Source organism: Streptomyces sp. SID13666 (assembly GCF_010548325.1).
GTDB lineage: Bacteria > Actinomycetota > Actinomycetes > Streptomycetales > Streptomycetaceae > Actinacidiphila > Actinacidiphila fildesensis.
The window spans coordinates 105,896-130,239 of the sequence record NZ_JAAGLX010000014.1; the positions used below are offsets into that span (position 1 = coordinate 105,896).

A 24,344-nucleotide genomic window follows, 5' to 3' on the forward strand; every position below is an offset into this window, starting at 1 on the left:
CTCAAAAACGGGCGGCGGATCTCCGCCAGGCGGGATCCTGCCAGGCCGTGCCGGTGCCCGGGGCGGCTCCAGGCCGATAGATCATGTGCATGACGCCGATAAGACGCCGTGCCTCCCTGAGCGCCAGCGCCACCGCGCTCGCGCTCAGTACCGGACTCCTCCTCCCCACGACCCCCGCGACCGCCGCCCCCGGCGCCACCCCGCGCACCGCGGCACCGCAGCAGGCCACCACGTACGACATCACCCTGGTCACCGGGGACGTCGTGCACTTCGCCGACGGGGCCGGCAACCAGGACACCGTCACCGTGGACCGCCCGCACGGCGCCCCCGGCGGCGTGCACGTCCAGCAGGCGGGCGGTGAGACCTACGTCCTGCCGGACGAGGCGCTGCCGCTGCTCGCCGCCGGCAAGCTCGACCGCCGGCTGTTCGACCTCACCGCGCTGGTGAAGATGGGCTACGACGACGCCCGCTCCGGCGGCGTCCCGATGATCGCCACCTACACCGCCGCCGCCCGCGCCGCCCGGTCGCTGCCCGCCGCCCCCGCGGGCAGCACCACCACCCGGCAGCTGCCGAGCATCGGCGGCGCCGCGCTCAAGGCGCGGAAGAAGGACACTCGCGCCTTCTGGCAGGACGTGGTGGCCGCACCGGCCGCCGCGGCGCAGGCCCGTTCGCTCGACAACGGCATCGACAAGCTGTGGCTGGACGGCCGGGTCGAGGCGAGCCTGAAGGAGTCGGTACCGCAGATCAACGCGCCGCAGGCCTGGGCGCAGGGCTACGACGGCAAGGGCCGGAAGGTCGCCATCCTGGACACCGGGATCGACGACACCCACCCGGACCTGAAGGACCAGGTCTCCGCCGAGCAGAGCTTCGTCCCCGACCAGCCGGTCACCGACCGGAACGGGCACGGCACGCACGTCGCCTCGACGATCGCGGGCACCGGAGCCGCCTCCAACGGCGACTACAAGGGCGTCGCCCCCGGTGCCAAGCTGCTGATCGGCAAGGTGCTCTCCAACGAGGGCTCCGGCGAGGACTCCTGGATCATCGCCGGCATGGAGTGGGCCAGGGCCCAGGGCGCCGACGTGGTCAGCATGAGCCTCGGCTCGCCGCTCCCCGACGACGGCACCGACCCGATGTCGCAGGCGGTCGACAACCTCTCGGCGAACGGCGGACCGCTCTTCGTCATCGCCGCCGGAAACGCATACGAAGCCGGCTCCATCGGCTCGCCCGGCTCGGCGGCCGCGGCGCTGACCGTCGCCGCCGTGGACAAGCAGGACGGCCGCGCCGACTTCTCCAGCATGGGGCCGCTGACCGGCTCGTACGCGCTGAAGCCGGACATCTCGGCGCCCGGCGTCGACATCACCGCCGCCCGCTCGCAGGCGCTCGCCTCCGGCAGCGGCATGTACCAGACCATGTCCGGCACCTCGATGGCCACGCCGCACGTGGCCGGCGCCGCAGCGATCCTCAAGCAGCGGCACCCCGACTGGAGCGGACAGCAGCTCAAGGACGCGCTGATGAGCTCGTCCAAACAGCTCACCGCCTTCACGCCGTACGAGATGGGCACCGGACGGCTCGATGTGCTCGCCGCCGTCGACTCCACGGTCCAGGCCACCGGCTCGGTCGACGCCGCCGTCTACAAGTGGCCGCACGCCGGCGCCACGAGCACCACGCGCACCCTCACCTACCGCAACAACGGCGCGGCGGCCGTCACGCTGAACCTCGCGCTGGACCCCGCCGCCCAGGCGGCCGGCGCCTACACGCTGTCCGCGAGGACGGTGGCCGTCCCAGCGGGCGGCACCGCCACGGTCACCCTCACCCTCGACCCCACGACCGTCCCGTCCGCGACCACCTTCTCCGGCCAGGTCACCGCGACCGACGCGGCCGGCGGCAAGGCCGTCGCGCACACCGGCTTCGCGCTCACCAAGGAGCAGGAGCTCTACGACTACACGATCAAGCTGACCGGACGCGACGGGAAGCCGGCCGCCGGCACCGTCGTCCTCGCCGAGAAGGACAACCCGTACCCGTCGCCGCTCGCCGTGGCCGGCGAGCGCACCCTGCGGCTCCCGCCGGGCACGTACATGGCGTACGCGGAGCTGGAGGTCGCCGGCGACACCCCGGACTCCCGTGGCCTGGCGGTGCTCACCAGCCCCGAGACGGTGCTCACGAAGAACACCACGGTGGCGCTCGACGCGAGCACGGCGCACAAGGTCAGCGCCCGCGTCCCGCAGGAGACCGAGCAGCGGCAGCTGCACCTGGACATCGCCCGCACCTTCTCCAACGGCAATCTCATCCGCGACGCGTACATCGTGCCGCCGGCGTTCGACACCATCTACGCCGCGCCCACCCGGAAGGTCACCGACGGCAGCTTCTCCTTCGTGACCCGCTGGCGGCTCGGCGAGAAGCAGGTCGACGCCTCGGCGCACGGCCGTGACCTCGAACTGCTGCCGCAGGCCGGCGCCACCGTCAACGACGGCTCGGCCAAGCTGCGCGTCGTCACCGCGGGCAAGGGCGCCGCGGCCGACTACCTGGGCCTGGACGCCAAGGGCAAGGCGGTCGTCGTCACCCGCAGCGACGACGTCTCCCCCGCCGACCGCGCCGCGAACGCCGTCAAGGCGGGCGCCAAGCTGCTGATCGTCGTCAACGACGGCACCGGCCGGCTCTCCGACTACTACGCGGACGACGCGGGCACCAGCACCCCCCTCAGCGTCGTCTCGATCATGCGCGACGCGGGCGCCCGGCTCGTCGCCGACGCCAAGGGCGGCAGACTCACCCTCGACGTCACGCAGCGCACCGATCCGCGCTACCTCTACGACCTGCTGTCGCAGCAGGACGGCACGATCCCCGACCGGTCCCTCGCCTACACCCCCGACCCCCAGCGGGACCTCGCCCGGATCGACGCCAAGTACGACGGCGACCGGCAGCGGGCCGGCGGCGGCTTCCGCTACGACATCCCCGCCTGGGGGCCGGGCATCGGCTTCACCGAGAAGGAGTCCTACCCCGGCGTGCGCACCGAGTACGTCTCGCCGCAGCACGGCGCCGGCTTCTGGTACGAGGACCACGCGGTCTACCAGCCGGACTACTCGGACGAGCTGTTCGAGATGCGCGGCGGCAACGACCACTTCACCGCGGGCCGGCACTATTCCACCGAGTGGTTCGGCGGGGTCCAGCGGCCGCGTCTGGGTCAGGCATTCTGGGGCCCGAACCGCAGCGTCTACAACGACATCCAGTTCAACATCACCCCGTGGACGGACGCCGGAGCGGGCCACTCCGGCTCGATGCCGTCGGACGAGTACGACACCACCACGTACGCCGCCTACCAGGGCGACACCGTGATCGCGAAGGGCACCGGCCGCGCCGGCGGACTGTGGAACGTGTCCCCGCAGACCCTCCCCTACCGCCTGGTGCTGGACTCCGCGCGGGACGCGAAGGAGTGGAAGAGCTCGATCCGCACGCACACCGAGTGGGGCTTCGTCTCCGGCGCGATTCCGCAGGACGGCCCCTGGCAGGAGGACGTCAAGCTGCTGCAGCTCGACTACGACGTGGCCACGGACACCGCGGGTGACGTCAAGGCCGGGCAGTGGACGCGGATCGGTCTGTCGTCCGCCACACAGCAGTGGCTGGCCGGTGTGACGAAGGCCACCAGGGCGACGCTGTCGGTCTCCTACGACGACGGCAAGACCTGGGCGCCGACCCTCCTGATCAGGACGGGCGACGGTTCCTGGACCACGCTCGTCAGGACGCCGAACAAGCCCGGCGGCTCGGTCTCGCTCAAGGCCACCGCGCAGGACGGCAAGGGCGGCACCGTCAGCCAGGAGATCATCCGGGCCTTCGGCCTGCGCTGATCCCGGTGTGGCCCGGCGTGGTCGTCCCACGCCGATCATGACGCGGGGCCGGAGGGGAGGATGGTCATCAGCACCCCCTCCGGCCCCGTATGATTGACCCGTAGGCGCCGTTAGCTCAGTTGGTTAGAGCAGCTGACTCTTAATCAGCGGGTCCGGGGTTCGAGTCCCTGACGGCGCACAGCAGAACACCAAGGGCGTTCTTCCTCCGGGAAGAACGCCCTTGGTCGTTTCCGGCCGGTCGGGACGGGCGCCGCGCGGGATCGGGCCCGGAAGGATCAGGCCCAGAAGTCGTCGGCCACCGCCATGTCCTCCACGTACTCGTCGAGGTCGGTGATCTTCTCGCCGATGACGCGGAACACGATGCCGCCCGCCATGTCGATCTTCTTGCCGGCCCGCTCGGCGCTGACCTGGTGCACCGCCATCACATGGCCCCGGCCGTCGACGAAGACGCTCCGCAGTTCGACCCGCAGAGTGCCGTTCGTCTGCGCGGCGAGCTGGCCGTAGTAGCCGAGCACCGCCTCCAGGCCCTTGAAGTCACCGGAAAGCGGGTGACTCCCGGGGACGTGGTGCGCGCAGTCGGCCGTCATCATGCCGCCGAGGGTGTCCATGTCGCCCTGTGAGAACGCCTCGTAGCCCTTACGAATCAGCGCGGCGTTCGGATGTTCAGCCATGGCATTTCGCCACCTTCCTGGACAGACAGGGATAGAGGCTGATGTATTCACCCTCTCACCGGGCGGTCCGCCGGACCACCCGGTGGGCAGGGGCGCGCCACGCTCTGCCGACCCGCACGGCGCAGGCCGACGCGCGGGTGGACCGCCGAGGTGGTCGACTGGTCGGGTCTCGCAAAACTCCCCCCATAGGAGCCCAGCATGGCGATCCTCGTGATCTTCGAATTCCCCGGCATGACCCAGGCCGACTACCAGCAGAGCGTCGTCAAGGTGACCGGTGGCCGTGACACGGTCAAGAGCTCCGCGGACTGGCCGGTGCCCGGCCTCGTCTCGCACACCGCCGCCCCCACCGCCGACGGCTGGATCGTCGCCGACGTCTGGGAGTCCGAGGAGGCGTTCCAGAAGTTCGGCGAGATCATCGTGCCGATCCTGACCGAGATCGGTATCAAGGACGCGCAGCCGAAGACCTACCCGGTGTTCAACCTGGTGACCCCGTAGTCCCGGCATCCGGATCGAAGGCCCCTCGCGGAAGCGGGGGGCTTCCTGGTTCCACGGATCCGCGGAACGCAGACCTCAGCGCGCCGGCTCGGGCAGGATCTGGCGGGGGACGGTTCTGGGGTGGCCCGGGCGGTTCCATTCGCGGGGGTAGCCGACGGAGACCTCCTCGAAGCGCACCCCGTCGTACCAGGCGGTCCGGGGAATGTGCAGATGGCCGTAGACCACCGCGCTCACCGTGAACCGCCGGTGCCAGTCGGCCGTCCGCTCGGTGCCGCACCACTGGGCGAACTCCGGGTAGTGCAGGATCCGGGTGGGCTGGCGGACCAGCGGGAAGTGGTTGACCAGGACCAGCGGGAGGGCCGGATCGCAGTCCCGCAGCCGCCGCTCGGACTCCTTCAGCCGGGCCCGGCACCAGGCGTCGCGGCTCGGGTACGGATCGGGATGCAGCAGGAACTCGTCGCTGCACACGATCCCGGACTTGTACGCCTGGGCGAGCGACTCCTCCTTGTTCGCGGCGGTGTCGGTGCGGAACGTGTAGTCGTAGAGGACGAACAGCGGCGCCACGACGGCCGGGCCGCCCGCGCCCTCCCAGACCGGGTACGGGTCCTCCGAGGTGAGCACGCCCAGCGAGCGGCACATCTCGACCAGATGGCGGTAGCGCGCCTCGCCGCGTAACTGGACCGGATCCTCGGCCGGGGTCCACAGGTCGTGGTTGCCCGGCGCCCACACCACCCGGGCGTATCTGCTGCTGAGCAGGGTCAGCGCCCACTCGATGCCGTCCGTCAGCTCGCCCACGTCACCCGCGACGATCAGCCAGTCGGTGTCCGACTCGGGGCGCAGGCCCTCGACGATCTTCCGGTTCTCCGCGAACGCCACATGCAGGTCGCTGATCCCCCAGAGCTTTCCATCCGGCATATGCAGACGGTAGGCGGATCCGGGCACGGGCGGTACCCCGCCCAATGGGTGATCCTGGCGTACGCCGGGCGCGCCGGTCCCCCGTGCCGCCCGGGCGGCGGAAGTGTTCGCCGCGTGCTCGCCCTGATCGCCGCCCACTTCGTGCTCGCCGCCTGCGCCACCCCTCTGGTGCGGTGGCTCGGCCGGCGAGCCTTCCTCGTCCTCGCGCTGGCACCGGCCGCCACGACGGTGTGGGCGTTCACCCAGTGGGCCGCCGTCGCCGACGGCGCGGTGCGCACCGAGCAGTGGCGGTGGGCGCCCGCCCTCGATCTGAGCATCGCGCTGCGGCTCGACGCCCTCGGGCTGCTGCTGACCGTGCTGGCCGGTGGCGTCGGCGCGCTCGTACTCGTCTACTGCACCGGCTACTTCGGCGACGACGAACCGGGGCTGGCGAACTTCGCGGGCACCCTGACCGCCTTCGCGGGGGCGATGCTCGGGCTCGTCCTCGCCGACGACCTGATCCTGCTGTACGTCTTCTGGGAACTGACCACCGTCTTCTCGTTCCTGCTCATCGGCCATCTGTCGGTGAAGAAGGCCAACCGGCGCTCCGCACTGCAGGCGCTGCTCGTCACCACGGTCGGCGGCCTGGCCATGCTGGTCGGGCTGTTGATGCTCGGTCAGGCGGCGGGAACGTACCGGATCTCCGTCCTCGTCGCGCATCCGCCGCCATCGGGCGGCACGGCGGTGCCGGTCGCCCTGGTGCTGGTGCTCGCGGGGGCGCTGTCGAAGTCCGCGATCTGGCCGTTCAGTCTGTGGCTGCCCGGTGCCATGGCGGCGCCGACGCCGGTCAGCGCCTATCTGCACGCGGCGGCCATGGTGAAGGGCGGCATCTATCTCATCGCCCGATTCTCCCCCGCCTTCGCCGCGGTCGCGCCCTGGCGGGGTGTGACGCTGACGCTCGGTGCCGCCACGATGCTGCTCGGCGGGTGGCGGGCGCTGCGCGAGACCGACCTGAAGCGGATCCTCGCCTACGGGACGGTGAGCCAACTCGGCTTCCTCACCGCGCTGGTGGGGGCCGGGTCCCGGTACACCGCGCTCGCCGGCGCCACCATGCTGCTGACGCACGCGCTGTTCAAGGCGCCGCTGTTCCTCGTGGTCGGCATCGTCGACCACGCCACCGGGAGCCGCGACATCCGCCGGCTCGCCGGTCTGGCGCGCGCGATGCCGGTGGTCTGCGGCACCGCCTGTCTCGCCGGTGCTTCCATGGCGGGCCTGCCGCCGTTCCTCGGCTTCGCCGCCAAGGAGGCCTCGTTCGCGGCGCTCTGGGCCGGCGGCACCGCCGACCGCCTCACCCTGTACGCCACCGTCGCCGGATCGGCCCTGACCACGGCGTACACCCTGCGCTTCCTGTACGGCGCGTTCGGCCCGGCCACATCGCCCGACCTGCCGAGGGCGACCGCGCACGGCGGGCGGACGAAGGCGGCCCTGTGGGCTCCGACGGCGCTGCTGGCGCTGGCGGGCCTGGTGCTGGGCCCGGCGGTGGGCCGGCTCGCGCCGCTGATGGAGCGTTACGCGGCAGCGTTCCCGTCCCCGGGAACCGCGTACCACCTGGCCCTGTGGCACGGCACCGGCCTCCCGCTCATCCTGTCGGAGATCGCGTGGGCGGCCGGTGCGGCGCTGTTCGTCGTACGGAACCACCTGGTCCGCTGGGGCAAGCGGCTGGCGCTGCCGAGCGCCGAGGCGGCGTTCGCCCAGATCCTGTGGCAGACCGAGCGCTTCGCGCTGCAGCTGACCGGCAGCATCCAGCGAGGTTCGCTGCCGGTCTATCTCGGCACGGCGCTGCTGGTCTTCTCCGGCTCCGAGGCGGCGGCGCTGTTCACCGACCGGCCGTGGGCGTGGGGCGGCTCCCCGCACCTGTGGGACGACGCGGGGCAGATCGCGGTGGCGGCGGCCGTGGCGGCGGCGGGCGTGCTGTGCCTGCCGACCCGGCAGCGGATGAAGGCGGTGGTGCTGGCCGGCACCACCGGGTACGGCACCGGCGTGCTGTTCGTGCTGCAGGGGGCGCCGGACCTCGCGCTGACGCAGTTCACGGTGGAGACGACCAGCATCGTCGTGTTCGTCCTGGTGCTGCGCCGCCTCCCGCACCGCTTCCCGCCGACGGCGACGGCCTGGCGCCGCGCCCTGCACGCCGCGCTCGGCGTCACCGCGGGGACGCTGGCGGCGGGTCTGACGTATCTGGCGGTGGCGGCCCGCCGGCATCCGGCCGCAGGCGCCGCCATGGTGGCCGAGACCGCGCACGACGGGCTGAAGAACGTGGTCGCGACGATCCTCGTCGACCTGCGGGCCTGGGACACGATGGGCGAGTCGGCGGTGCTGGCGGTCGCGGCCGTCGGCGTGACGAGCCTGGTCTATCTGCGCCGCCGGGCCGGGGCGCTGCCGCGCGCGCAGGAGGACGGCACCACGGCCGGCGTGTGGGCGTCGGAGGCGCGCGCCGGGCCGCGCGCGGCCCCGGAGCGCACCTGGCTGGCGGCGGGCGACACCCTCGACCCCGACCGGCGCTCGGTGGTCTTCGAGGTGGTGGCACGGCTGGTCTTCCACCCCATCCTCGTGCTCTCGCTGTATCTGCTGTTCTGCGCGGAGAACCTGCCGGGCGGCGGCTTCACGGCCGGGCTGGTCGCGGGGCTGGCGCTCGTCGTGCGGTATCTGGCGGGCGGGCGCTACGAGTTGGCCGAGGCGGCCCCCGTGGACGCCGGGTTCCTGCTCGGCACCGGCCTGATGATCTCCGTCGGAACGGGTCTCGGCGGGCTGGTGCTCGGCTCGGACGTCCTGGACAGCGCGGTGTTCCACACCCGGCTGCCGCTCTTCGGCGAGGTGCACGTCCCCAGCTCCGTGCTGTTCGACTTCGGTGTGTACCTCCTGGTCCTCGGGGTCGTCCTCGATGTGCTGCGGAGCCTCGGCGCGAAGATCGACCAGCAGATCGAGCGCGAAGAAGCCCGGAGGAAGGCATGAACGCCACCGTCGCCCTGATCGCCGCCGGCGGGGTGCTGTTCGCCTGCGGGACGGTGCTGCTGCTCGCCCGCCCGCTGACCCGCATCCTCCTGGGCGCCGTCCTGCTCGGCAACGGGGTGAACCTGCTGGTGCTGGCCACCTCGGGCCGTTCCGGGAAGGCGCCGCTGCTGTCCCCCGGCACCGATCCGGCGGCGGTCTCCGACCCGTTCCCGCAGGCGATGGCGCTGACCGCGATCGTGATCACCCTGGCGCTGACCGCGTTCCTGCTCGCGATGGCCTACCGCAGCTGGCAGTTGACCGGCAGCGACGACGTACAGGACGACGTCGAGGACATCCGGGTCGCGCTGCGGGCCGAACACGAGGGGACGCGCGCCGAGTTGAGGACGGTGATCCGCGCGGACCGGGCCCGGCAGGCGCGGGCCGAGGACTCCGAGGACCTCGACGACGAACTGTGGGACAACGTGCTGGGGGCCGACCGATGAACGCGACCGCACTGCTGCCGCTGCCCGTCGTCCTCCCGCTCTTCGCCGCGGGCCTCAAACTCGCCGTCGGACTGCGGCTCCCCCGGATCCAGCGGTTCATCAGCGCGGCCGTCCTCAGCGTCGTGCTGGCCGCCTCCGTCACGCTGCTGGTGGCGGCCGACCGGGACGGCCCGCAGGTGATGCACGCGGGCGGCTGGCCGGTCCCGATCGGCATCGCGCTGGTCGCCGACCGGCTGTCGGCGCTGATGCTGGTCGTCTCGTCCGCGGTGACGCTCTGCGTGCTGGTGTACTCCATCGGCCAGGGCATGGCCGACCGCGACGAGGCGACGCCGCTGTCGGTCTTCCACCCCGCGTATCTGATCCTCGTCGCCGGGGTCTCCGACACCTTCCTGTCCGGCGACCTGTTCAACCTCTACGTCGGCTTCGAGATCATGCTGACCGCCAGCTATGTGCTGCTGACGCTCGGCGGCACGGCGGCCAGGATCCGGGCCGGGGCCACGTACATCGTGGTGTCGCTGCTGTCCTCGGTGCTCTTCCTGGTGGCGATCGGCATGGTCTACGCGGCCACCGGCACCATGAACCTCGCGGAGCTCTCGGTGCGGCTGGCCGATCTGCCCGCCGGGATCCGGCTGGTGCTGCAACTCGCGCTGCTCACCGTCTTCGGCATCAAGGCGGCCGTCTTCCCGCTCGCCGCCTGGCTCCCCGACTCCTACCCGACCGCGCCCGCGCCCGTCACCGCCGTCTTCGCCGGGCTGCTCACGAAGGTCGGCGTGTACTCGATACTGCGCACCCAGACGCTGCTCTTCCCGGGCACCCGGCTCGCCGAGCCGCTGATGCTGATCGCCCTGCTGTCGATGGTCGTCGGGATCCTGGGCGCGGTCGCGCAGACCGACCTCAAGCGGCTGCTGTCCTTCACCCTCGTCAGCCATATCGGGTACATGGTCTTCGGCATCGCGCTGGCCTCCCGTGGCGGTGTCGCGGGCGCGGTCTTCTACGTCGCCCACCACATCACCGTGCAGACCACGCTCTTCCTGGTCACGGGGCTGGTGGAACGCCGGGGCGGCACCACCGACCTGCAGCGGCTCGGCGGGCTCGCCAGGATCTCCCCGCTGCTCGCCGCCGTCTTCTTCGTGCCCGCGATGAACCTCGCCGGGATCCCGCCGCTGTCGGGGTTCCTCGGCAAGCTCGGGCTGCTGCGCGCGGGCGTCGCCGACGGCGGCGCCTGGGCGTACGTGCTGGTCGGCGGTGGTGTCGTGACCAGCCTGCTGACGCTCTACGCGCTGATCAAGGTCTGGAACCTGGCCTTCTGGCGGGCCGCTCCGCCCGATCTGTGTGCCGACGGCACCGTGCTGGAGACGGACGACGACGCCGATCAGGACGACTCCGACGAGGAGACCCTGATGCCCGCCGGGCGCCCCGAGTCGGCGTCCCTCAGCGGCCGTTCGATCACCACCACCGCCGCGCTCCCCCGCACGATGCTCGCCGCCACCATGGCGCTGGTCGCCCTCGGGCTGGCCTACACCGTGCTGGCCGGACCGCTGACGGGGCTCGCCGACCGGGCGGCCGGCGAGCTCCTGTCACGAACTCCCTACGTCCAGGCGGTTCTGGCGCACTGACGCAGGGACCGCCCGTCGGGTCAGCGGTCGTGAACCGTGTGCGTCGCCGCGATCTGCTTCCAGGACTTCGGCTCCGCCTGCGGTGCGGCCGGGGCGGCACGGAGCGCGCCGGCCTGCGGGGCGGCCGGCGGCGCCGCGGGCTTGGCCGCGGTGAAGAGCCAGGTCGCGAAGAGCGGGCCGAGCTTCTTCCCGGAGATCTTCTCGGCGAGCTTCTGGAACTCGGCGATGGAGCCGTTGCCGTACTGGTGCTGGGCGGGCCAGGCCTTCAGCAGGGCGAAGAACGCCTTGTCGCCGATCTTGTTGCGCAGCACCTGGATGGCGACGGCGCCCCGGTCGTAGACCGCGCCGTCGAACTGGTTCGCCGCGCCGGGGTCGCCGGGCTTGACCGTCCAGAACGGGTCGTCGGCCGGGTGCTGGCTGTAGACCCAGTCGGCGAGTTCCTGCGCGGTGCCCTCGCCCTGGTGCTCGGACCACAGCCACTGGGCGTAGCTGGCGAAGCCCTCGTTGAGCCAGATGTCGGACCAGCGGGAGAGCGAGACGCTGTCGCCCCACCACTGGTGCGCCAGCTCGTGGACGACGACCGAGGGGTTCGCCCCGCCCGCGAACTGCGCGGGGCTGTAGAAGACCCGGCCCTGTGTCTCCACGGCGTAGTGGGTGGGCACGTTGGGGGCGTAGCCGCCGGCGGCGCTGAACGGGTACGGGCCGAAGTAGGTGCTCTCCCAGTCGATGATCTCGCCGGTGCGCTCGATGCTGGCGCGGGCGGCGCCGTCGTTGTCGCCCAGGTCCTTGCTGTAGGCGTTGATGACGGGCAGGCCGTTGGCGGTGGTGTTCCGCGTGATGTCGAACTTCCCGACCGCGAGGGTGGCCAGGTACGTGGCCTGCGGCTTGTTCTGCCGCCAGTTGTAGCGCGTCCAGCCGAGCTTCGAACTCTGCGAGACCAGCACACCGTTGCTGATCGCGGCCGAGCCGTCGGGGACGAGCACCGAGACGTCGTAGGTGGCCTTGTCCAGCGGGTGGTCGTTGCTGGGGAACCACCACCAGGCGGATTCCGGCTCGTTGGCGGCGACTCCGCCGTCGGGGGTGCGCTGCCAGGACGTGAAGCCGTAGCGCTTCACCTTGCCCGGGACGCCGGAGTAGCGGACGACGACGGTGGCCTGCTGGCCCTTGGCGAGCGGGGTGGCCGGGGTGATCTCCAGCTCCTGCTCACCGCTGGTGGCGAACTTCGCGACCCGGCCGTTGACCCGGACCTCGCTGACGTCCAGCGCGAAGTCGAGGTTGAAGCGGGTCAGTCCCTGGGTGGCGGTGGCCAGCAGGGTGGCGGTGCCCTCCAGCTCGTCGGTGGCGGGCTGGTACTTCAGCCGCAGGTCGTAGTGGGAGACGTCATAACCCCCGTTCCCGTACGTCGGGTAGTACGCGTCGCCGATGCCGGGCGCGCCCGGTCCGGCGTCGGCGGCGGATGCCGGGATCGCCAGCAACAGGCCGACGGCGCTCACGGCGGAAACGATCGCTCTCTTACGCACAGGGGTCCTCCAGCGCGGGGTGAGTTCGGACACCCCGACCCTAGGAACCAGCTGTGTGTCCCAGCTACCCCTTCACCCACTGCTGTCTCAAGACCTTCACCGTGCGCAACACAACGTCTCAAAACACCGTGCGGCGCACGCCCGCCGTGACCCCGGCTCAACCTGTCTTCAATGCCGCCTTCATCATCGCCCGCGCGATCGGCGCCGCCAGCCCGTTCCCGCTGACCTCCGAGCGGGCCGCGTCCGACTGCTCGACGACCACGGCGACCGCGACCTGGTGGCCCTTGCCGTCGTCGGCGTAGGAGACGAACCAGGCGTACGGCGTCCCGCTGTTGTTCTCGCCGTGCTGGGCGGTGCCGGTCTTGCCGCCGACCTCGACACCGCTGATCTTCGCGTTGCTGCCGGTGCCGTTGTCGACGACGTTGACCATCGCCTTGCGCAGCTTCGCCGCGGTGTCCGCGCTGACCGCGCGGGTGCTCTCGCCGTCCGGGTAGGACTGCAGCACGGTGCCGTTGCCGTCGGTGACCTGAGAGACCATGTGCGGGCTCGCCAGCTCGCCGCCGTTGGCGAGGGCCGCGACGACCATCGCCATCTGCAGCGGGGTCGCGGTGTCGTCGAACTGCCCGATGCCGGACAGGGCGGTCTGCGCCTTGTCCATGCCCTTCGGGTAGACGCTCTTGGCCGCGCGCACTGGGATGTCGAGGCTGTCGGTGTTGAAGCCGAACTTCTCGGCGGCGGCGCGCACCTTGTCCTGGCCGAGGTCGACGGCCATCTTGCCGAAGACGTTGTTGCAGCTGTACTGGAGCGCGGTGTTGATGCTCGCGTTCTCGCAGGGCGCGGACGCCGACTCGTTGACCAGCACCCGTGAGGTGCCGGGCAGCGGGTACGGGTTCGGGCTGGCGGTCTTCTCGTCGATCGACGAGTACAGCCCGTTCTCCAGGGCCGCCGCGGCGACGACGAGCTTGAACGTCGACCCCGGCGGGTACGCGGCGCGCAGCGCCCGGTTGAGCATGGGCTGGTCCTTGTCGGCCTGCAGGGCGCTCCACGCCGCGCCGTCGGCCTTCGAACCGCCCGAGATCTTCGACGGGTCGTAGCTGGGGGTGCTGACCATGCCGAGGATCCGGCCGGTCGCCGGGTCGATGGCGACGGCCGCGCCCTTCTTGTCGCCGAGCCCCTTGAAGGCGGCCTGCTGCACGGCGGGGTCGATGGTGGTGATCACATCGCCCGGCTCGGTGGCCTTGCCGGTGAGCGAGTCGGGCAGGCTCTTCAGCCGCGGGTCGGTGCCGCCCAGGATGCCGCGGTAGATGCCTTCGAGCTGGGTGGCGCCGTAGACCTGCGAGCTGTAGCCGGTGACCGCCGAGTACAGCCCGCCGCCGGTGTACGTGCGCTTGTAGCGCAGGTCGCCGCCGCTGGTGGTGGTGGAACCGGTCACCGGCTTTCCGCCCACGACGATGTCGCCGAGCGGGTTCGCGTACTGCGCGATGATGTTCCGCCGGTTGTGCTTGTCGTCCGCGAGCGCCCGGCCGTCCACCGCCTGCATCCACGTCACCCGCACCATGACCGCGAGGACGAGCAGGAGGCTGAAGACCGACGCACGCCTGATGGTCTTGTTCATCCCTTGCAAGAACGTTCCAGGGGGATTCGTTGGTTCCGGCGGGTGAGCACAGGTTCCTCACAGGTCGCGGCTCCCGCACGGAACGGCCCCGCTCTGTGAGGATCTCGACCGTGCGCACCCTGCGAGGGATCGAGTGGCCGCTGGTCGGCTGGCTCGTCGTCGTCTGGGTGCTGCTGTGGGGCAGCCTCACCGCCGCGAACGTCGTCACCGGCCTGGTCGTGGCGGTCGTGCTGTGCCTGGTCTTCCCGCTGCCGCCGCTCAACCTGGGGCTGCGGATTCACCCGGTCGGCCTAGTGCGGTTCGCCGCGCTCTTCCTCGTCGATCTGACCGTCTCGGGGCTGCGGACGGCCTGGCAGACCCTGACCCCCGCCCCGCTGCCCTGCGCGGTGCTGGCGGTCCGGCTGCGCTGCTCGGGCGACCTGATGCTGGCGGCCACCGCGATCGCCGTCTCGGCGGTGCCGGGCAGCGCCGTGCTGGAGGTCCAGCGGTCCACCGCGACGCTGTTCGTGCACGTCATGGGCTCGGACATCGAGGAGGCCAGGGACGGGGTACGCCGGCTGGAGACGCTGGTGGTGCGCGCCTTCGGCACCCGCGCGGAGATCGCGTCGCTCGATGCGGGGGGCACGTCGTGAGATGGGTCACCGCTGCCGTCCTGGGGCTGCTGCTCGCGGCCGGTGTGATGGTCTTCGTCCGGCTGGTGCGCGGTCCGTCGATGCTCGACCGGGCGGTGGCGGTGGACGCGCTGCTGGCCGTGGTGGTCGCCGGCCTCGGCGCGCAGGCGGCGGCCGACCGCACCCCGTACGCGCTCCCGGTCCTGCTGGTGCTGGCCTTCCTCGGCTTCACCGGCTCGGTCGCGATCGCCCGCTTCATCGCTCTCCGGGACAAGGACTCGTCATGACCGTCCTGGACTGGGGTTCCGTGTGCGACTGGACCGCGGCGGTCTTCCTGCTGCTCGGCGCCGCGCTCTGCTTCGTGGCCGGGGTCGGACTGCTGCGGCTGCCCGACACCCTCACCCGGATGCACGCGGCGACCAAGCCGCAGGTCCTGGGTCTGCTGCTGGTGCTGGTGGGGGTGGCCCTGCGGCTGCGGTCCTGGGTGGACGTGGGCACCCTGGTGCTGATCGGGGCGTTTCAGCTGATGACCGTCCCGGTGGCGGCGCACATGGTGGGGCGGGCCGCGTACCGCACCGGCCAGGTGCGCGGCGATCAGCTGGTCCTCGACGAGCTGGACGATCATCTGACCCGACCCGGCCCCGACTGAGTCCAACCGGTAAGTTCGATATGTGACAAATGCTCGGATCGTCGGAGCACTGCGGTCCCTGGAATCCGCCGTCCTCGCCCGCCAGGGCATGGGGCTGCCCCTGCTGGCCATCGCGGTCGTCTCGGCGGCGGACCTGGCGGCCGGCCGGGACCACTACATCGGGCCCGGAATGGTGGTGGCCCCGGCGCTGGCCTCCATCACGACGACCTGGCGGCGCACCCTGCTCATCGCCGTCCTCGGCCTCGCCGCGCAGACGGCGCTCGCGCCGTACAACGGAGTCGTCCAGGGCCGCGACTGGGTGCTGCTCACCGGCCAGCTCGCCACCTATGTGGTGGTCAGCCTGTTCAGCGCCTACATCGCCTGGCGGCGCGAGACCGGCCAGCGGGCCTTCACCGCGATCACCTCGGTCGCCGAGGCCGCCCAGCGCGCCCTGCTGCGGCCCCCCGGGGACCGGGTCGGTGACGTCCGGCTCGCCGTCCGGTACGTCTCGGCGGCGGACGCGGCCCAGATCGGCGGCGACCTGTACTCCGTCCTGGACACCCCGCACGGCGTGCGCGCGCTCATCGGCGACGTCCGCGGCAAGGGTCTGGACGCCGTCCAGACCTCGGCGGTCGTGCTCGGCGCCTTCCGCGAGGCCGCCTACGACGAGGGCGGACTGACCCGCGTCGCGCAGCGCGTCGAGGCGAGCGTGCAGCGCCATGTCGTCTCCGGCGAGTTCGCCACCGCCCTCTTCGCCGAGTTCGACGGCCCCGGCTCTGTCGAGTTCCTGCACTACGGCCATGTGGCACCGCTGCGCATCTCCCCGGACGGAACGGTGACGACGCTGAACCCGCCGGACCCCTGGGTGCCGCTGGGCCTGGGCCGGCTGGTCAAGGGGGCGGCCGTGCCCTGGCGGGCACCGCTCGGCGGCGAGGACGTGCTCGTGCTCTGCACGGACGGGGTGATCGAGGCCCGCAGCCCGGTGGACGGCTCCTTCTACCCCCTCACCGAACGGGTCGGGTCACTGGTGGCGGGTCTGGCCCAGAACCTGGAGGCGGCCGTCGAGCGCGTCTACGCCGACCTGCTGCGGCACGCGGGCGACTCCCTCGGCGACGACGTGGTCCTCCTGCTGCTCGCGCCCGCCCGGCCCCCGACGCAGCCGCTCTGAGGCGCTACCGGGGACACCGCCGGCGCCTCCCCCTCGCGTGGCTGGAAACATCGCACTGAGTACCCACTCCATGACGTGTCGTCAAGTGGCCCTAGCGGCAAGGCGTTCGCCTGTTCTAGGGTTACTACGTGGCCCTGGACCCCGGCCCCGCTCCAGGCGGAGCCCGGCTGGGCTCAAGTGCCTCCAACTCTGCAGGACGTGGACCGGCGTCATGGCGAAGCTTGCGGCGATCTCGCGACTCCCCCTCTCCGACCCGCGGCGATCGACCCTCGATGTCTCCTGGACGTTCTCGCTGCACCGCACCCCGGGGAGCGATGAGCTGGCCGCCAGGATGACGTGCGCCGCGCTCGACACCCTGGGGCCGTACGGGCAGGTCAGCGCGCAACTGGCCGCCGCGATCACCTTGGCGTGCGGTTATGTCGTCGACCACGGGCTCGCGCACCGGTACCGCGTGACCCTGGGCGTGGACGGGGCGCGGTGCACGGTCTCGGTGACCGATTACGGCTACGACAAACCGCTCACGGTCCCGCCCGACCCACCGCATTCGTACGCCGCGACCGCCCTGTGCCAGCAACTCGCCCACCCCACCGAGAACGGGGCGCGGATCGACGGTGTGCAGGTGCACCACGCCACCGACGGAGCGGTCCTGATCCGCTTCCGTGCCCTGCTTCCCGCCGCCCCGGCCGATGCCGCCGACGACTCCGCCCCAGGGCTCCCCCAGCCTCCCCCGGCCGCGCCGGACCACTCCCGCAGTCCAGGCGCCCGAGGGTGAGGTGCGCCCGGCCGGCGGCTCCGGGGGGAGCGGGTCGCCGGCCGGGCGCCAAAAAACGTGCGGCTGCGGTCAGTCCTGATGTGATCCGGTCAGCGCCGCGAAGACGACCACGTTCGCCGAGTACGCGCGCTTCTCCTGGTCGAACGTGCCGCCGCAGGTGATCAGCCGCAGCTCCGGCCGGGTGCCCGCCCCGTAGACCCGGTCCGCGGAGAAGTGGTCCTTGTCGACGACCTCGACGCCTTCGACGGTGAACTCCGCGACGGAGCCGTCCGCCCGCTGGATCTCCACCTCCGCGCCCGGCGTCACCGTGCTCAGCCCGTAGAAGACCGCGGGCCTGGTCTCGGTGTCGACATGGCCGACGAGCAGCGCCGCGCCCGCCGCGCCCGGCGCCGGACCGCCGCGGAACCAGCCGGCGACGTCCGGGGTGCTGTACGGCGGCGGGTCCACCGCACCGTTCAGCAGGCCCCGTTCGACGATCCCGGCGTGCAGCCCGATCGACGCGATGTCCACCCGCACCGGTTTGGAGTCCGCCAGCGGGAGGTGCGGGGCGTAGACCTGCGGCGGCCGGTCGGCGGAGCCGGCCGCCGGCTGTCCGCCGGGGCCGGCCGGGTCCACCCCGTCGCCGGGGTGGCCCATCAGCCAGGCGGCGAAGAGCACCAGCCCCATCGCCACCGCGGCCCAGGTGCGGCCGCTGACGGACGTGCGTTCCTCGTCGGGCACCGCGGCCTAACCGTGGCGGCGTCGGCGGTACACCGCCACGGCCGCGAGCGATGCCGCCGCCGCGCCGCCGACCGCCAGCACCGAGTCGGTGCCGGGACCGGCCTCGGCCGGGCCGGCGGCCAGTTGCGCGGTTCCACCGCCGCCCGCCGGAACCGGGGCCGTCGGCCAGAGCGGTTCGGGCTTCACGGGGGTGACGGGCGCGACCTGGTTGATGATGACCACGGTGCCCTGGGCGGCGTGGGTGTTGCCGTCGCACTCGACGGAGACGGAGTAGGTGCCCGCCACCGCGTCGGACCGGATGGACGCGTCACTGACCAGTCCGTCCTGGCCGTCGACCGGCGGTGCCAGCGTCACCGGGCTCACGAAGACCTCGGCGCTGGCCTTGGCCTTCGCCGACCGGCAGGCGCTCTTCACGTGCAGTGTGATGACCGCGCCCGCCCAGGTCTTGCCGGGGGTGACGGTCACCGTCCCCGAGGCCGACGCCGAACTCTCGTTGTCGGCGAATGCCGGGACAGCACCACTGAGCAGGAACAGTACGGCCGCACCGGCAGCAGCCGGTCGTCGGATATCTAGCATCGGGGGAACCTCCGCTCGGCCGGGTACGGCCAGCGGTACCCGGTGCTTCGAACATCCATCCAGGAGGGTTCCGCCGCACCCCGGACGGCGTTTGGTTACGCCATCAGGGGGTTCTGGTCACACACAGTGCGAGCGCTCAGACCTCGTCGACGAGGTCCGCGATCGAGTTCACGACCCGCGACGGCCGGAACGGGTACTTGTCGATGTCCGCCTTCGACGTCAGACCGGTCAGCACCAGGAAGGTCTCCATGCCGGACTCCAGCCCGGCGAGCACATCGGTGTCCATCCGGTCGCCGATCATCGCGCTGGTCTCGGAGTGCACACCGATCGCGTTCAGCCCGGCGCGCATCATCAGCGGGTTGGGCTTGCCGACGAAGTACGGATCCTTGCCGGTGGCCTTGGTGATCAGCGCGGCCACCGAGCCGGTGGCGGGCAGCGGGCCCTCGGCCGACGGGCCGGTCTCGTCCGGGTTGGTGCAGATGAAGCGCGCACCGCCGTTGATGAGCCGGATCGCCTTGGTGAGCGCCTCGAAGCTGTAGGTGCGGGTCTCGCCCAGCACCACGTAGTCGGGCTCGACGTCGGTGAGGATGTAGCCGACGTCGTGCAGCGCGGTGGTCAGACCGGCCTCGCCGATCGCGTACGCCGTACCGCCGGGGCGCTGGTCGTCGAGGAACTTCGCGGTGGCCAGCGCCGAGGTCCAGATGTTCTCGACCGGAACGTCGAGACCCATCCGCGACAGCCTGGCGTGCAGGTCACGGGCGGTGTAGATGGAGTTGTTCGTCAGCACCAGGAACGGCTTGCCGGACTCCCGCAGCCGCTTGATGAAGGCGTCGGCGCCGGGGATCGGCGTGCCCTCGTGGATCAGCACCCCGTCCATGTCGGTGAGCCAGGATTCGATCGGCTTGCGTGTCGACACGGGCGTGTTCTCCTGTCCTGGTGAGCGGCTCTGCGCTGCCCAGCGTAGCCGGGGCGCACCGTGTACGCCCCGGCCGTCTCATCCGCTGATCAGCTGCCGGTCGCCTTCTTCCAGGCGTCGACGTACGAGGCCAGGTCGGTGTTCACGGTGGCCCAGTCGGGCGTGAAGATCTCGACGCCGGACATGATCGCCTTCAGCTTCGCCGCGTTCGCGTCCGTCGCCGTCACATCGGTGCGGGCCGGGAAGCCGCCGCCGACCGAGGACACCTCCTGCTGCACCTCGGGGGTGAGCAGGAAGTCCAGCAGCTTCTTGCCGTTCTCCGTGTGCGGGGCGTCCTTGACCAGGCCGGCCGCGTACGGGAGCGCGAAGCTGGTGGGCTTGCCGGTGGCGTTCGCGGCGGGGAAGAAGATGCCCTGGTTCGGCATGGACTTCATGTCGGCGTAGTTCATCTGCACATCGCCGTTGGCGACGACCAGTTCACCCTTGTCGACCTTGGGCGCGAGCGCGCCCGTCGACTTCGACGGTCCGACGTTGTTGGTCTGCAGCTTCTTCAGGTACGCCATCGCCGGCTCCAGGCCGCCGAAGTCGTGGATCGCCTTGATGACGACGGCCGTGCCGTCGCCGGCGACGCCCGGCGTGGAGTACTGCAGCTTGCCCTTGTACTGGGCGCCGAGCAGGTCGTCCCAGGTCTTGGGGGCCTGCTTCAGTTCCTTGGTGTTGTAGATGAAGCAGAAGTAGTTGTTGACGACCGAGGTCCACTTGCCGCCGGCGTCCTTGTCGGCGGCGGCGACCTGGTCGGAGCCGGCCGGCTTGTAGGTGTCCAGCAGTCCCTTGCTGTCGGCCTGCTGGATGAACGGCGGCAGGGTGACGACGACGTCGGCCTGGGTGTTGGACTTCTCCCGGGCCAGCCGCTGCACCATCTCGCCGGAGCCGCCCTCGACGTACTTCACCTTGATGCCGGTCTTGGCGGTGAAGTCCTTGAAGACCTTGTCGTAGAAGCCGGAGCCGTCGTCGGCCTTGAGGCCGTCGGCGCTGTAGACGGTGATCTCCTTGGCGTCGCTCGCGGCCGAGGAACCGCCGCAGGCGGTGAGCGAACCGGCGAGGACCAGGGCGCCGGCGACGGCGGCGAGCGGCTTGAGACTGTGTGCGGGCATGGCAGATCGATCTCCTTGCTGGGTAACGGAATCGCGGGGGGTGGTGCGGGACGTCAGCGGTAGGCGGCCCTGGTGCGGATCCGGCTCACGCCGAGCAGGACGACGAGCGTCGTCACCATCAGCACCACGGCGAGGGCGGCTCCGGAGAAGAGCGAGCCCCGGTCGGTGGCACCGAAGATCTTGACCGGCAGCGGGAGCCAGTCGGGTGGGTAGAGCATCATCGTGGCGCTCAACTCGCCCATGGACAGGGCGAAGCAGAGGCCGGCCGCCGCGGTCAGGGACGGCAGCAACAGCGGCAGTTTCACCCGCCACAGCACATACGCGGGGCGGGCGCCCAGGCTCGCGGCGCTCTGCTCGTAGGCCGGGTCGAGCCGGGCGACGGCCGCCGCGACGGACTGGTACGCGAAGGCCGTGACCAGCACCGTATGGGCCAGGACGACGATGCCGCGGGTGCCGTTGAGCAGCAGCGGCGGCTTCGAGAACGCCACCAGCAGGGACAGCCCGACCACCACCGACGGCACCGCCACCGGCAGCATGAACAGCGCGTCCAGCAGCCTGCGGCCGCGACCGCGCAGCGCGTCGGCGGCCAGCGCCGCCCAGCCGCCGACCACCAGGGCCAGCACGCTCGCGGCCAGCGCGGTGACCAGGCTGGTGGTGAGCGCGTCCAGCGACTCGCCGCGGGTGATGTCCTGGTAGTGGGTGAGGGTCGCGCCGGAGGGGAAGGCCCCGCTCCAGTGCGTAGCGAAGGACGCCAGCGCGATCACCGCGAACGGCAGCGCGAACAGCGGCAGGAACAGGACGAAGAAGACGGTCCACACGGCCCAGCGGCCGCTGCGGCTATGCACCAGCACGACGGCCTCCGGCGGCTGTTCGGGCGACGACGGCGCGGTACAGCCCGTAGAGGGCGACCGACAGGGCGATGTTCACGACCGCGACGACACAGGCGCCGGTGTAGTCCGACTCCAGGATCGCCTTGCTGTAGACGAGCATCGGCAGCGTGGTGACGTCCTTCGCACCGGTGAAGAGCACGATGCCGAACTCGTTCAGGCACATCACCAGCACCAGGCTGCCGCCCGCCGCGAGCGACGGCAGCGCCTCCGGCAGGATCACCTGCCGGACGATCCGCGGCGCCTTCGCGCCCAGCGAGGACGCGACCTCGATCTGCGCGGTGTCCACCTGCGAGAAGGCGGCGAGCAGCGGCCGCATCACGAACGGTGTGAAGTACGTGATCTCCGCGAGCAGCACGCCCCAGGGCGTGTGCAGGAAGTCGACGGGTCCACCCGCCGCGCCCGTCGCATCCGTCCACAGGCCGTTCGCCATGCCGACCGTGCCGTAGACGAAGAGCAGCGCGAGCGTGATCAGGAAGGACGGGAAGGCGAGGAAGATGTCGATGAACCGGCTGAGCGCCTTCCCGCCGGGGAACGGTACGAAGGCGATCACGAGGGCCAGCGCGAAGCCCAGCACCAGGCAGCCCACGGTGGAGCCGACCGCGATCCAGACCGTCGTCCACAGCGCCTCGCGGAAACCCGTCGAGGCGAACACCTCGCGGTACGCGGACAGATCGTGCCCGCCGGTGTCCGGGGTGAACGACTGCTGGACGACCAGCACGAGCGGGTACAGGAACGCCAGCGCCAGCCCGGCCACGGGCGGCAGCGCCCAGACCCAGCGGGGCACCGCGCGCGGTGCCCGTGCCGGACGGGGCACGGGTGCCGCGAGGTCCGGCGTCCGCACGGTCCCGGTACTCATACCCGCTCCAGGAGCGGTCGCTCCGTGCCGACGCCGGCCGGCAGGAGCACCGTGTCCTCGGGGTCGAAGGCGAGCGTCACCGTCGCCCCGACCGCCGGCGGCTGCCGCAGGTCGCCGACGTCCGCGCGGATCTCGTGGCCGCCGGCGTCGACGAGCAGCCGGTGGGTCGAACCGCGCCACTGCACGCCCGTCACCGTGCCGCGCAGCGAGTTGGCCGCGCCGCCGGCCGCGCCCGCGGCGGCCAGCCGCAGGGCGTGCGGGCGGACGCACATCGTGGCCTCGGCACCCTCGACCGCGCCCTTCGGGAGCTCGGCGGCGCGCACCACCGCGTCGCCGAAGTGCAGCGCCCCCTCCCCCGCGACCCGGACCGGCAGCAGGTTCGCGCTGCCGACGAAGGAGGCGGTGAACTCGGTGCGCGGGCGGCGGTAGAGGTCCTGCGGGGTGCCGCAGTCCTGCAGCCGCGCCTTGTCCATGACCGCGATCCGGTCGGCGAGGGTGAGCGCCTCGATCTGGTCGTGGGTGACGTACAGGATGGAGACGTCGGGCAGTTCGCGGTGCAGCCGCGCCAGCTCGGCGAGCATGCCCGAGCGCAGCTGCGCGTCGAGCGCCGACAGCGGCTCGTCGAGCAGCAGGACGCCGGGCCGGATGGCCAGCGCGCGGGCGATCGCGACGCGCTGCTGCTGACCGCCGGAGAGTTCGCGCGGATAGCGCCGGGCGTAGCCGGCCATCCCCGTCATCTCCAGCGCTTCCGCGACCCGGCCGGGTATCGCGGCGCGTGGCGTGCGCTGCGCCTTGAGGCCGAACGCGACGTTCTGGTCGACGCGCAGGTGCGGGAAGAGGGCGTACTGCTGGACGACCATCCCGATGCCGCGCCGGTGCGGCGGCAGATCGGTGACGTCCTGCCCGCCGATCAGCACCCGCCCGCCGGACGGCCGCACGAAGCCGGCGACCGCCCGCAGCGCGGTGGTCTTGCCGGAGCCGGACGGGCCGAGGAGGGCGAGGACCTCGCCCGGCTCGACGGTGAGGTCGAGCGCGTCGAGCACCGTCAGGTCCCCGTACGTGACGCTCACGTGGTCGAAACGAATGCCGCTGCGCACCGCGCGCGACGTCGGGACCGCCTCGGGCCCGCCCGGCTCCGTACTCATCGCTGCTGCCCCGCCCCGGCGGCCGCGCCGAACCCGTCGGCCGCGGCGAACCCGGTGAACCCGGCGATCGTCCGCGGGAGTTCCGCGACGGAGGCCAGGACATGGGTCGCCCCGGCGCCGCGCAGCGCGGCCTCGTCGTGCGCGCCGGTCAGCACGCCGGCGACCACCGAGGCGCCGGAGCGGCGGCCGCAGAGCATGTCGTACGAGGTGTCGCCCGCGACGGCGATCTCCCGTACGTCGTCGGCCGCCCCGGTGCGCAGCAGTGCGGCGAGCACCAGGTCGGGGAACGGGCGCCCGCGCCCGGCGTCGGCCGGGCACAGGGTGAGGTCGGCGATGTCCTGCCAGCCGAGCGCGTCCAGGATCGCGTCCTGGGTGACGCGCGAGAAGCCGGTGGTCAGCACGACCGTGCGGCCCTCGTCCCGCAGCTTCCCGATCGTCTCGGCGGCGCCGGGCAGCGGCGCGCAGCGGCCGCCGTCGACGAGTTCCGCGTAGGCGCTCTCGAACGCCGCGTTGCCGCGCTGGGCGATGTCCTCGTCGCCGAAGAGCGCGCGGAAGACGGTGATCTTCGACTCGCCCATCGTCGCGCGGACGTAGTCGAGCTTCTTCGCGTGGTCGTCGCTGCCCGGCTCCACCCCGAGCCGTTCGGCGGCGCGGGAGAAGGCCTGTTCCACGAGGCCGCCGTCGGCGACCGTGGTCCCGGCCATGTCGAGCACGACCAGTTTGATGCTGCCGTCCGTCATGGTGTCCGTCCTGTCGGTCATCGTTTC

22 protein-coding genes and 1 tRNA gene are annotated in these 24,344 nt (G+C 71.8%); 11 read left to right on the forward strand and 12 right to left on the reverse strand.

Annotated elements, in window-relative coordinates; translation table 11 throughout:
- Positions 1-89 precede the first annotated feature (89 nt).
- Positions 90-3,839: a S8 family serine peptidase gene (locus G3I60_RS19895; RefSeq protein WP_203673345.1), complete on the forward strand. Its 3,750-nt coding sequence runs from the start codon at positions 90-92 to the stop codon at positions 3,837-3,839.
- A gap of 104 nt (positions 3,840-3,943) precedes the next feature.
- Positions 3,944-4,017 (forward strand) — tRNA-Lys (locus G3I60_RS19900).
- A 97-nt stretch (positions 4,018-4,114) separates the two neighbouring features.
- Here G3I60_RS19900 and G3I60_RS19905 read toward each other — a convergent pair.
- A complete protein-coding gene (locus G3I60_RS19905; protein WP_164295437.1) occupies positions 4,115-4,510 on the reverse strand; it encodes a nuclear transport factor 2 family protein in 396 nt (131 codons plus the stop codon).
- 198 nt (positions 4,511-4,708) lie between these two features.
- On the opposite strand from G3I60_RS19905, the gene G3I60_RS19910 reads away from it, so the two are divergent.
- Positions 4,709-5,005 (forward strand): hypothetical protein, encoded by a 297-nt coding sequence (locus G3I60_RS19910; protein ID WP_164295438.1) that lies wholly within the window; start codon positions 4,709-4,711, stop codon positions 5,003-5,005.
- Between the two features lie 75 nt (positions 5,006-5,080).
- On the opposite strand, the gene G3I60_RS19915 is transcribed toward G3I60_RS19910, so the two are convergent.
- Entirely contained in the window at positions 5,081-5,920 is an 840-nt protein-coding gene (locus G3I60_RS19915; protein WP_164295439.1) for a metallophosphoesterase, read from the reverse strand.
- A 114-nt stretch (positions 5,921-6,034) separates the two neighbouring features.
- Between G3I60_RS19915 and G3I60_RS19920 the strand changes: the two genes are divergently transcribed.
- The 3 genes from G3I60_RS19920 to G3I60_RS19930 are packed head-to-tail and all read left to right on the forward strand — an operon-like array spanning position 6,035 to position 11,006.
- Positions 6,035-8,908: a Na+/H+ antiporter subunit A gene (locus G3I60_RS19920; RefSeq protein ID WP_164295440.1), complete on the forward strand. Its 2,874-nt coding sequence runs from the start codon at positions 6,035-6,037 to the stop codon at positions 8,906-8,908.
- Positions 8,905-9,390 carry a Na(+)/H(+) antiporter subunit C gene (locus tag G3I60_RS19925; protein ID WP_138358379.1) on the forward strand — a complete coding sequence of 162 codons (486 nt, stop codon included), beginning with the start codon at positions 8,905-8,907 and terminating at the stop codon, positions 9,388-9,390. The genes G3I60_RS19920 and G3I60_RS19925 overlap by 4 nt, the downstream gene beginning before the upstream one ends.
- Positions 9,387-11,006, forward strand: a complete 1,620-nt coding sequence (locus G3I60_RS19930) for a Na+/H+ antiporter subunit D (protein ID WP_164295441.1) — start codon at positions 9,387-9,389, stop codon at positions 11,004-11,006. The genes G3I60_RS19925 and G3I60_RS19930 overlap by 4 nt, the downstream gene beginning before the upstream one ends.
- 20 nt (positions 11,007-11,026) lie before the next feature.
- Here the strand turns inward: G3I60_RS19930 and G3I60_RS19935 are convergent, their stop codons facing one another.
- Complete coding sequence (locus G3I60_RS19935) at positions 11,027-12,526, reverse strand: M1 family metallopeptidase (RefSeq protein ID WP_164295442.1); 1,500 nt, start codon at positions 12,524-12,526, stop codon at positions 11,027-11,029.
- Positions 12,527-12,683: 157 nt separating this feature from the next.
- Positions 12,684-14,141, reverse strand: coding sequence for a penicillin-binding protein 2 (locus tag G3I60_RS19940; RefSeq protein WP_138358373.1), 1,458 nt, complete (start codon positions 14,139-14,141; stop codon positions 12,684-12,686).
- A 110-nt stretch (positions 14,142-14,251) separates the two neighbouring features.
- Between G3I60_RS19940 and G3I60_RS19945 the strand changes: the two genes are divergently transcribed.
- From G3I60_RS19945 to G3I60_RS19965, 5 genes are all read left to right on the forward strand, one after another.
- Positions 14,252-14,773 carry a Na+/H+ antiporter subunit E gene (locus tag G3I60_RS19945; RefSeq protein WP_244809190.1) on the forward strand — a complete coding sequence of 174 codons (522 nt, stop codon included), beginning with the start codon at positions 14,252-14,254 and terminating at the stop codon, positions 14,771-14,773.
- 47 nt (positions 14,774-14,820) lie between these two features.
- Complete coding sequence (locus G3I60_RS19950) at positions 14,821-15,039, forward strand: monovalent cation/H+ antiporter complex subunit F (RefSeq protein WP_138358393.1); 219 nt, start codon at positions 14,821-14,823, stop codon at positions 15,037-15,039.
- Positions 15,036-15,401, forward strand: coding sequence for a monovalent cation/H(+) antiporter subunit G (gene mnhG / locus G3I60_RS19955; RefSeq protein ID WP_138358369.1), 366 nt, complete (start codon positions 15,036-15,038; stop codon positions 15,399-15,401). The genes G3I60_RS19950 and mnhG overlap by 4 nt, the downstream gene beginning before the upstream one ends.
- 22 nt (positions 15,402-15,423) lie before the next feature.
- A complete protein-coding gene (locus G3I60_RS19960; protein WP_164295443.1) occupies positions 15,424-16,548 on the forward strand; it encodes a PP2C family protein-serine/threonine phosphatase in 1,125 nt (374 codons plus the stop codon).
- A gap of 211 nt (positions 16,549-16,759) precedes the next feature.
- Positions 16,760-17,320 carry a hypothetical protein gene (locus G3I60_RS19965; protein WP_164295444.1) on the forward strand — a complete coding sequence of 187 codons (561 nt, stop codon included), beginning with the start codon at positions 16,760-16,762 and terminating at the stop codon, positions 17,318-17,320.
- A 69-nt stretch (positions 17,321-17,389) separates the two neighbouring features.
- Here G3I60_RS19965 and G3I60_RS19970 read toward each other — a convergent pair whose 3' ends face one another.
- The 8 genes from G3I60_RS19970 to G3I60_RS20005 form a co-directional block, all read right to left on the reverse strand.
- Positions 17,390-18,040: a class F sortase gene (locus G3I60_RS19970; protein ID WP_343241368.1), complete on the reverse strand. Its 651-nt coding sequence runs from the start codon at positions 18,038-18,040 to the stop codon at positions 17,390-17,392.
- A 6-nt stretch (positions 18,041-18,046) separates the two neighbouring features.
- The gene (locus G3I60_RS19975; protein ID WP_138358363.1) at positions 18,047-18,616 is read right to left on the reverse strand and encodes a hypothetical protein; all 570 of its coding nucleotides are present in this window, start codon (positions 18,614-18,616) and stop codon (positions 18,047-18,049) included.
- A gap of 136 nt (positions 18,617-18,752) precedes the next feature.
- Positions 18,753-19,532: an HAD-IIA family hydrolase gene (locus G3I60_RS19980; protein WP_164295445.1), complete on the reverse strand. Its 780-nt coding sequence runs from the start codon at positions 19,530-19,532 to the stop codon at positions 18,753-18,755.
- Positions 19,533-19,621: 89 nt separating this feature from the next.
- Positions 19,622-20,686 carry a 2-aminoethylphosphonate ABC transporter substrate-binding protein gene (locus G3I60_RS19985; protein ID WP_138358359.1) on the reverse strand — a complete coding sequence of 355 codons (1,065 nt, stop codon included), beginning with the start codon at positions 20,684-20,686 and terminating at the stop codon, positions 19,622-19,624.
- Between the two features lie 53 nt (positions 20,687-20,739).
- On the reverse strand, positions 20,740-21,537 hold the full coding sequence (locus tag G3I60_RS19990; protein WP_164295446.1) for an ABC transporter permease: 798 nt from the start codon (positions 21,535-21,537) through the stop codon (positions 20,740-20,742).
- Positions 21,524-22,432 (reverse strand): 2-aminoethylphosphonate ABC transporter permease subunit, encoded by a 909-nt coding sequence (locus G3I60_RS19995; RefSeq protein WP_164295447.1) that lies wholly within the window; start codon positions 22,430-22,432, stop codon positions 21,524-21,526. The genes G3I60_RS19990 and G3I60_RS19995 overlap by 14 nt, the downstream gene beginning before the upstream one ends.
- Positions 22,429-23,577: an ABC transporter ATP-binding protein gene (locus G3I60_RS20000; RefSeq protein WP_138358353.1), complete on the reverse strand. Its 1,149-nt coding sequence runs from the start codon at positions 23,575-23,577 to the stop codon at positions 22,429-22,431. Before G3I60_RS20000 ends, G3I60_RS19995 begins: the two co-directional genes overlap by 4 nt.
- Positions 23,574-24,338, reverse strand: coding sequence for a phosphonatase-like hydrolase (locus G3I60_RS20005; RefSeq protein WP_239070015.1), 765 nt, complete (start codon positions 24,336-24,338; stop codon positions 23,574-23,576). The genes G3I60_RS20000 and G3I60_RS20005 overlap by 4 nt, the downstream gene beginning before the upstream one ends.
- Positions 24,339-24,344 lie beyond the last annotated feature (6 nt).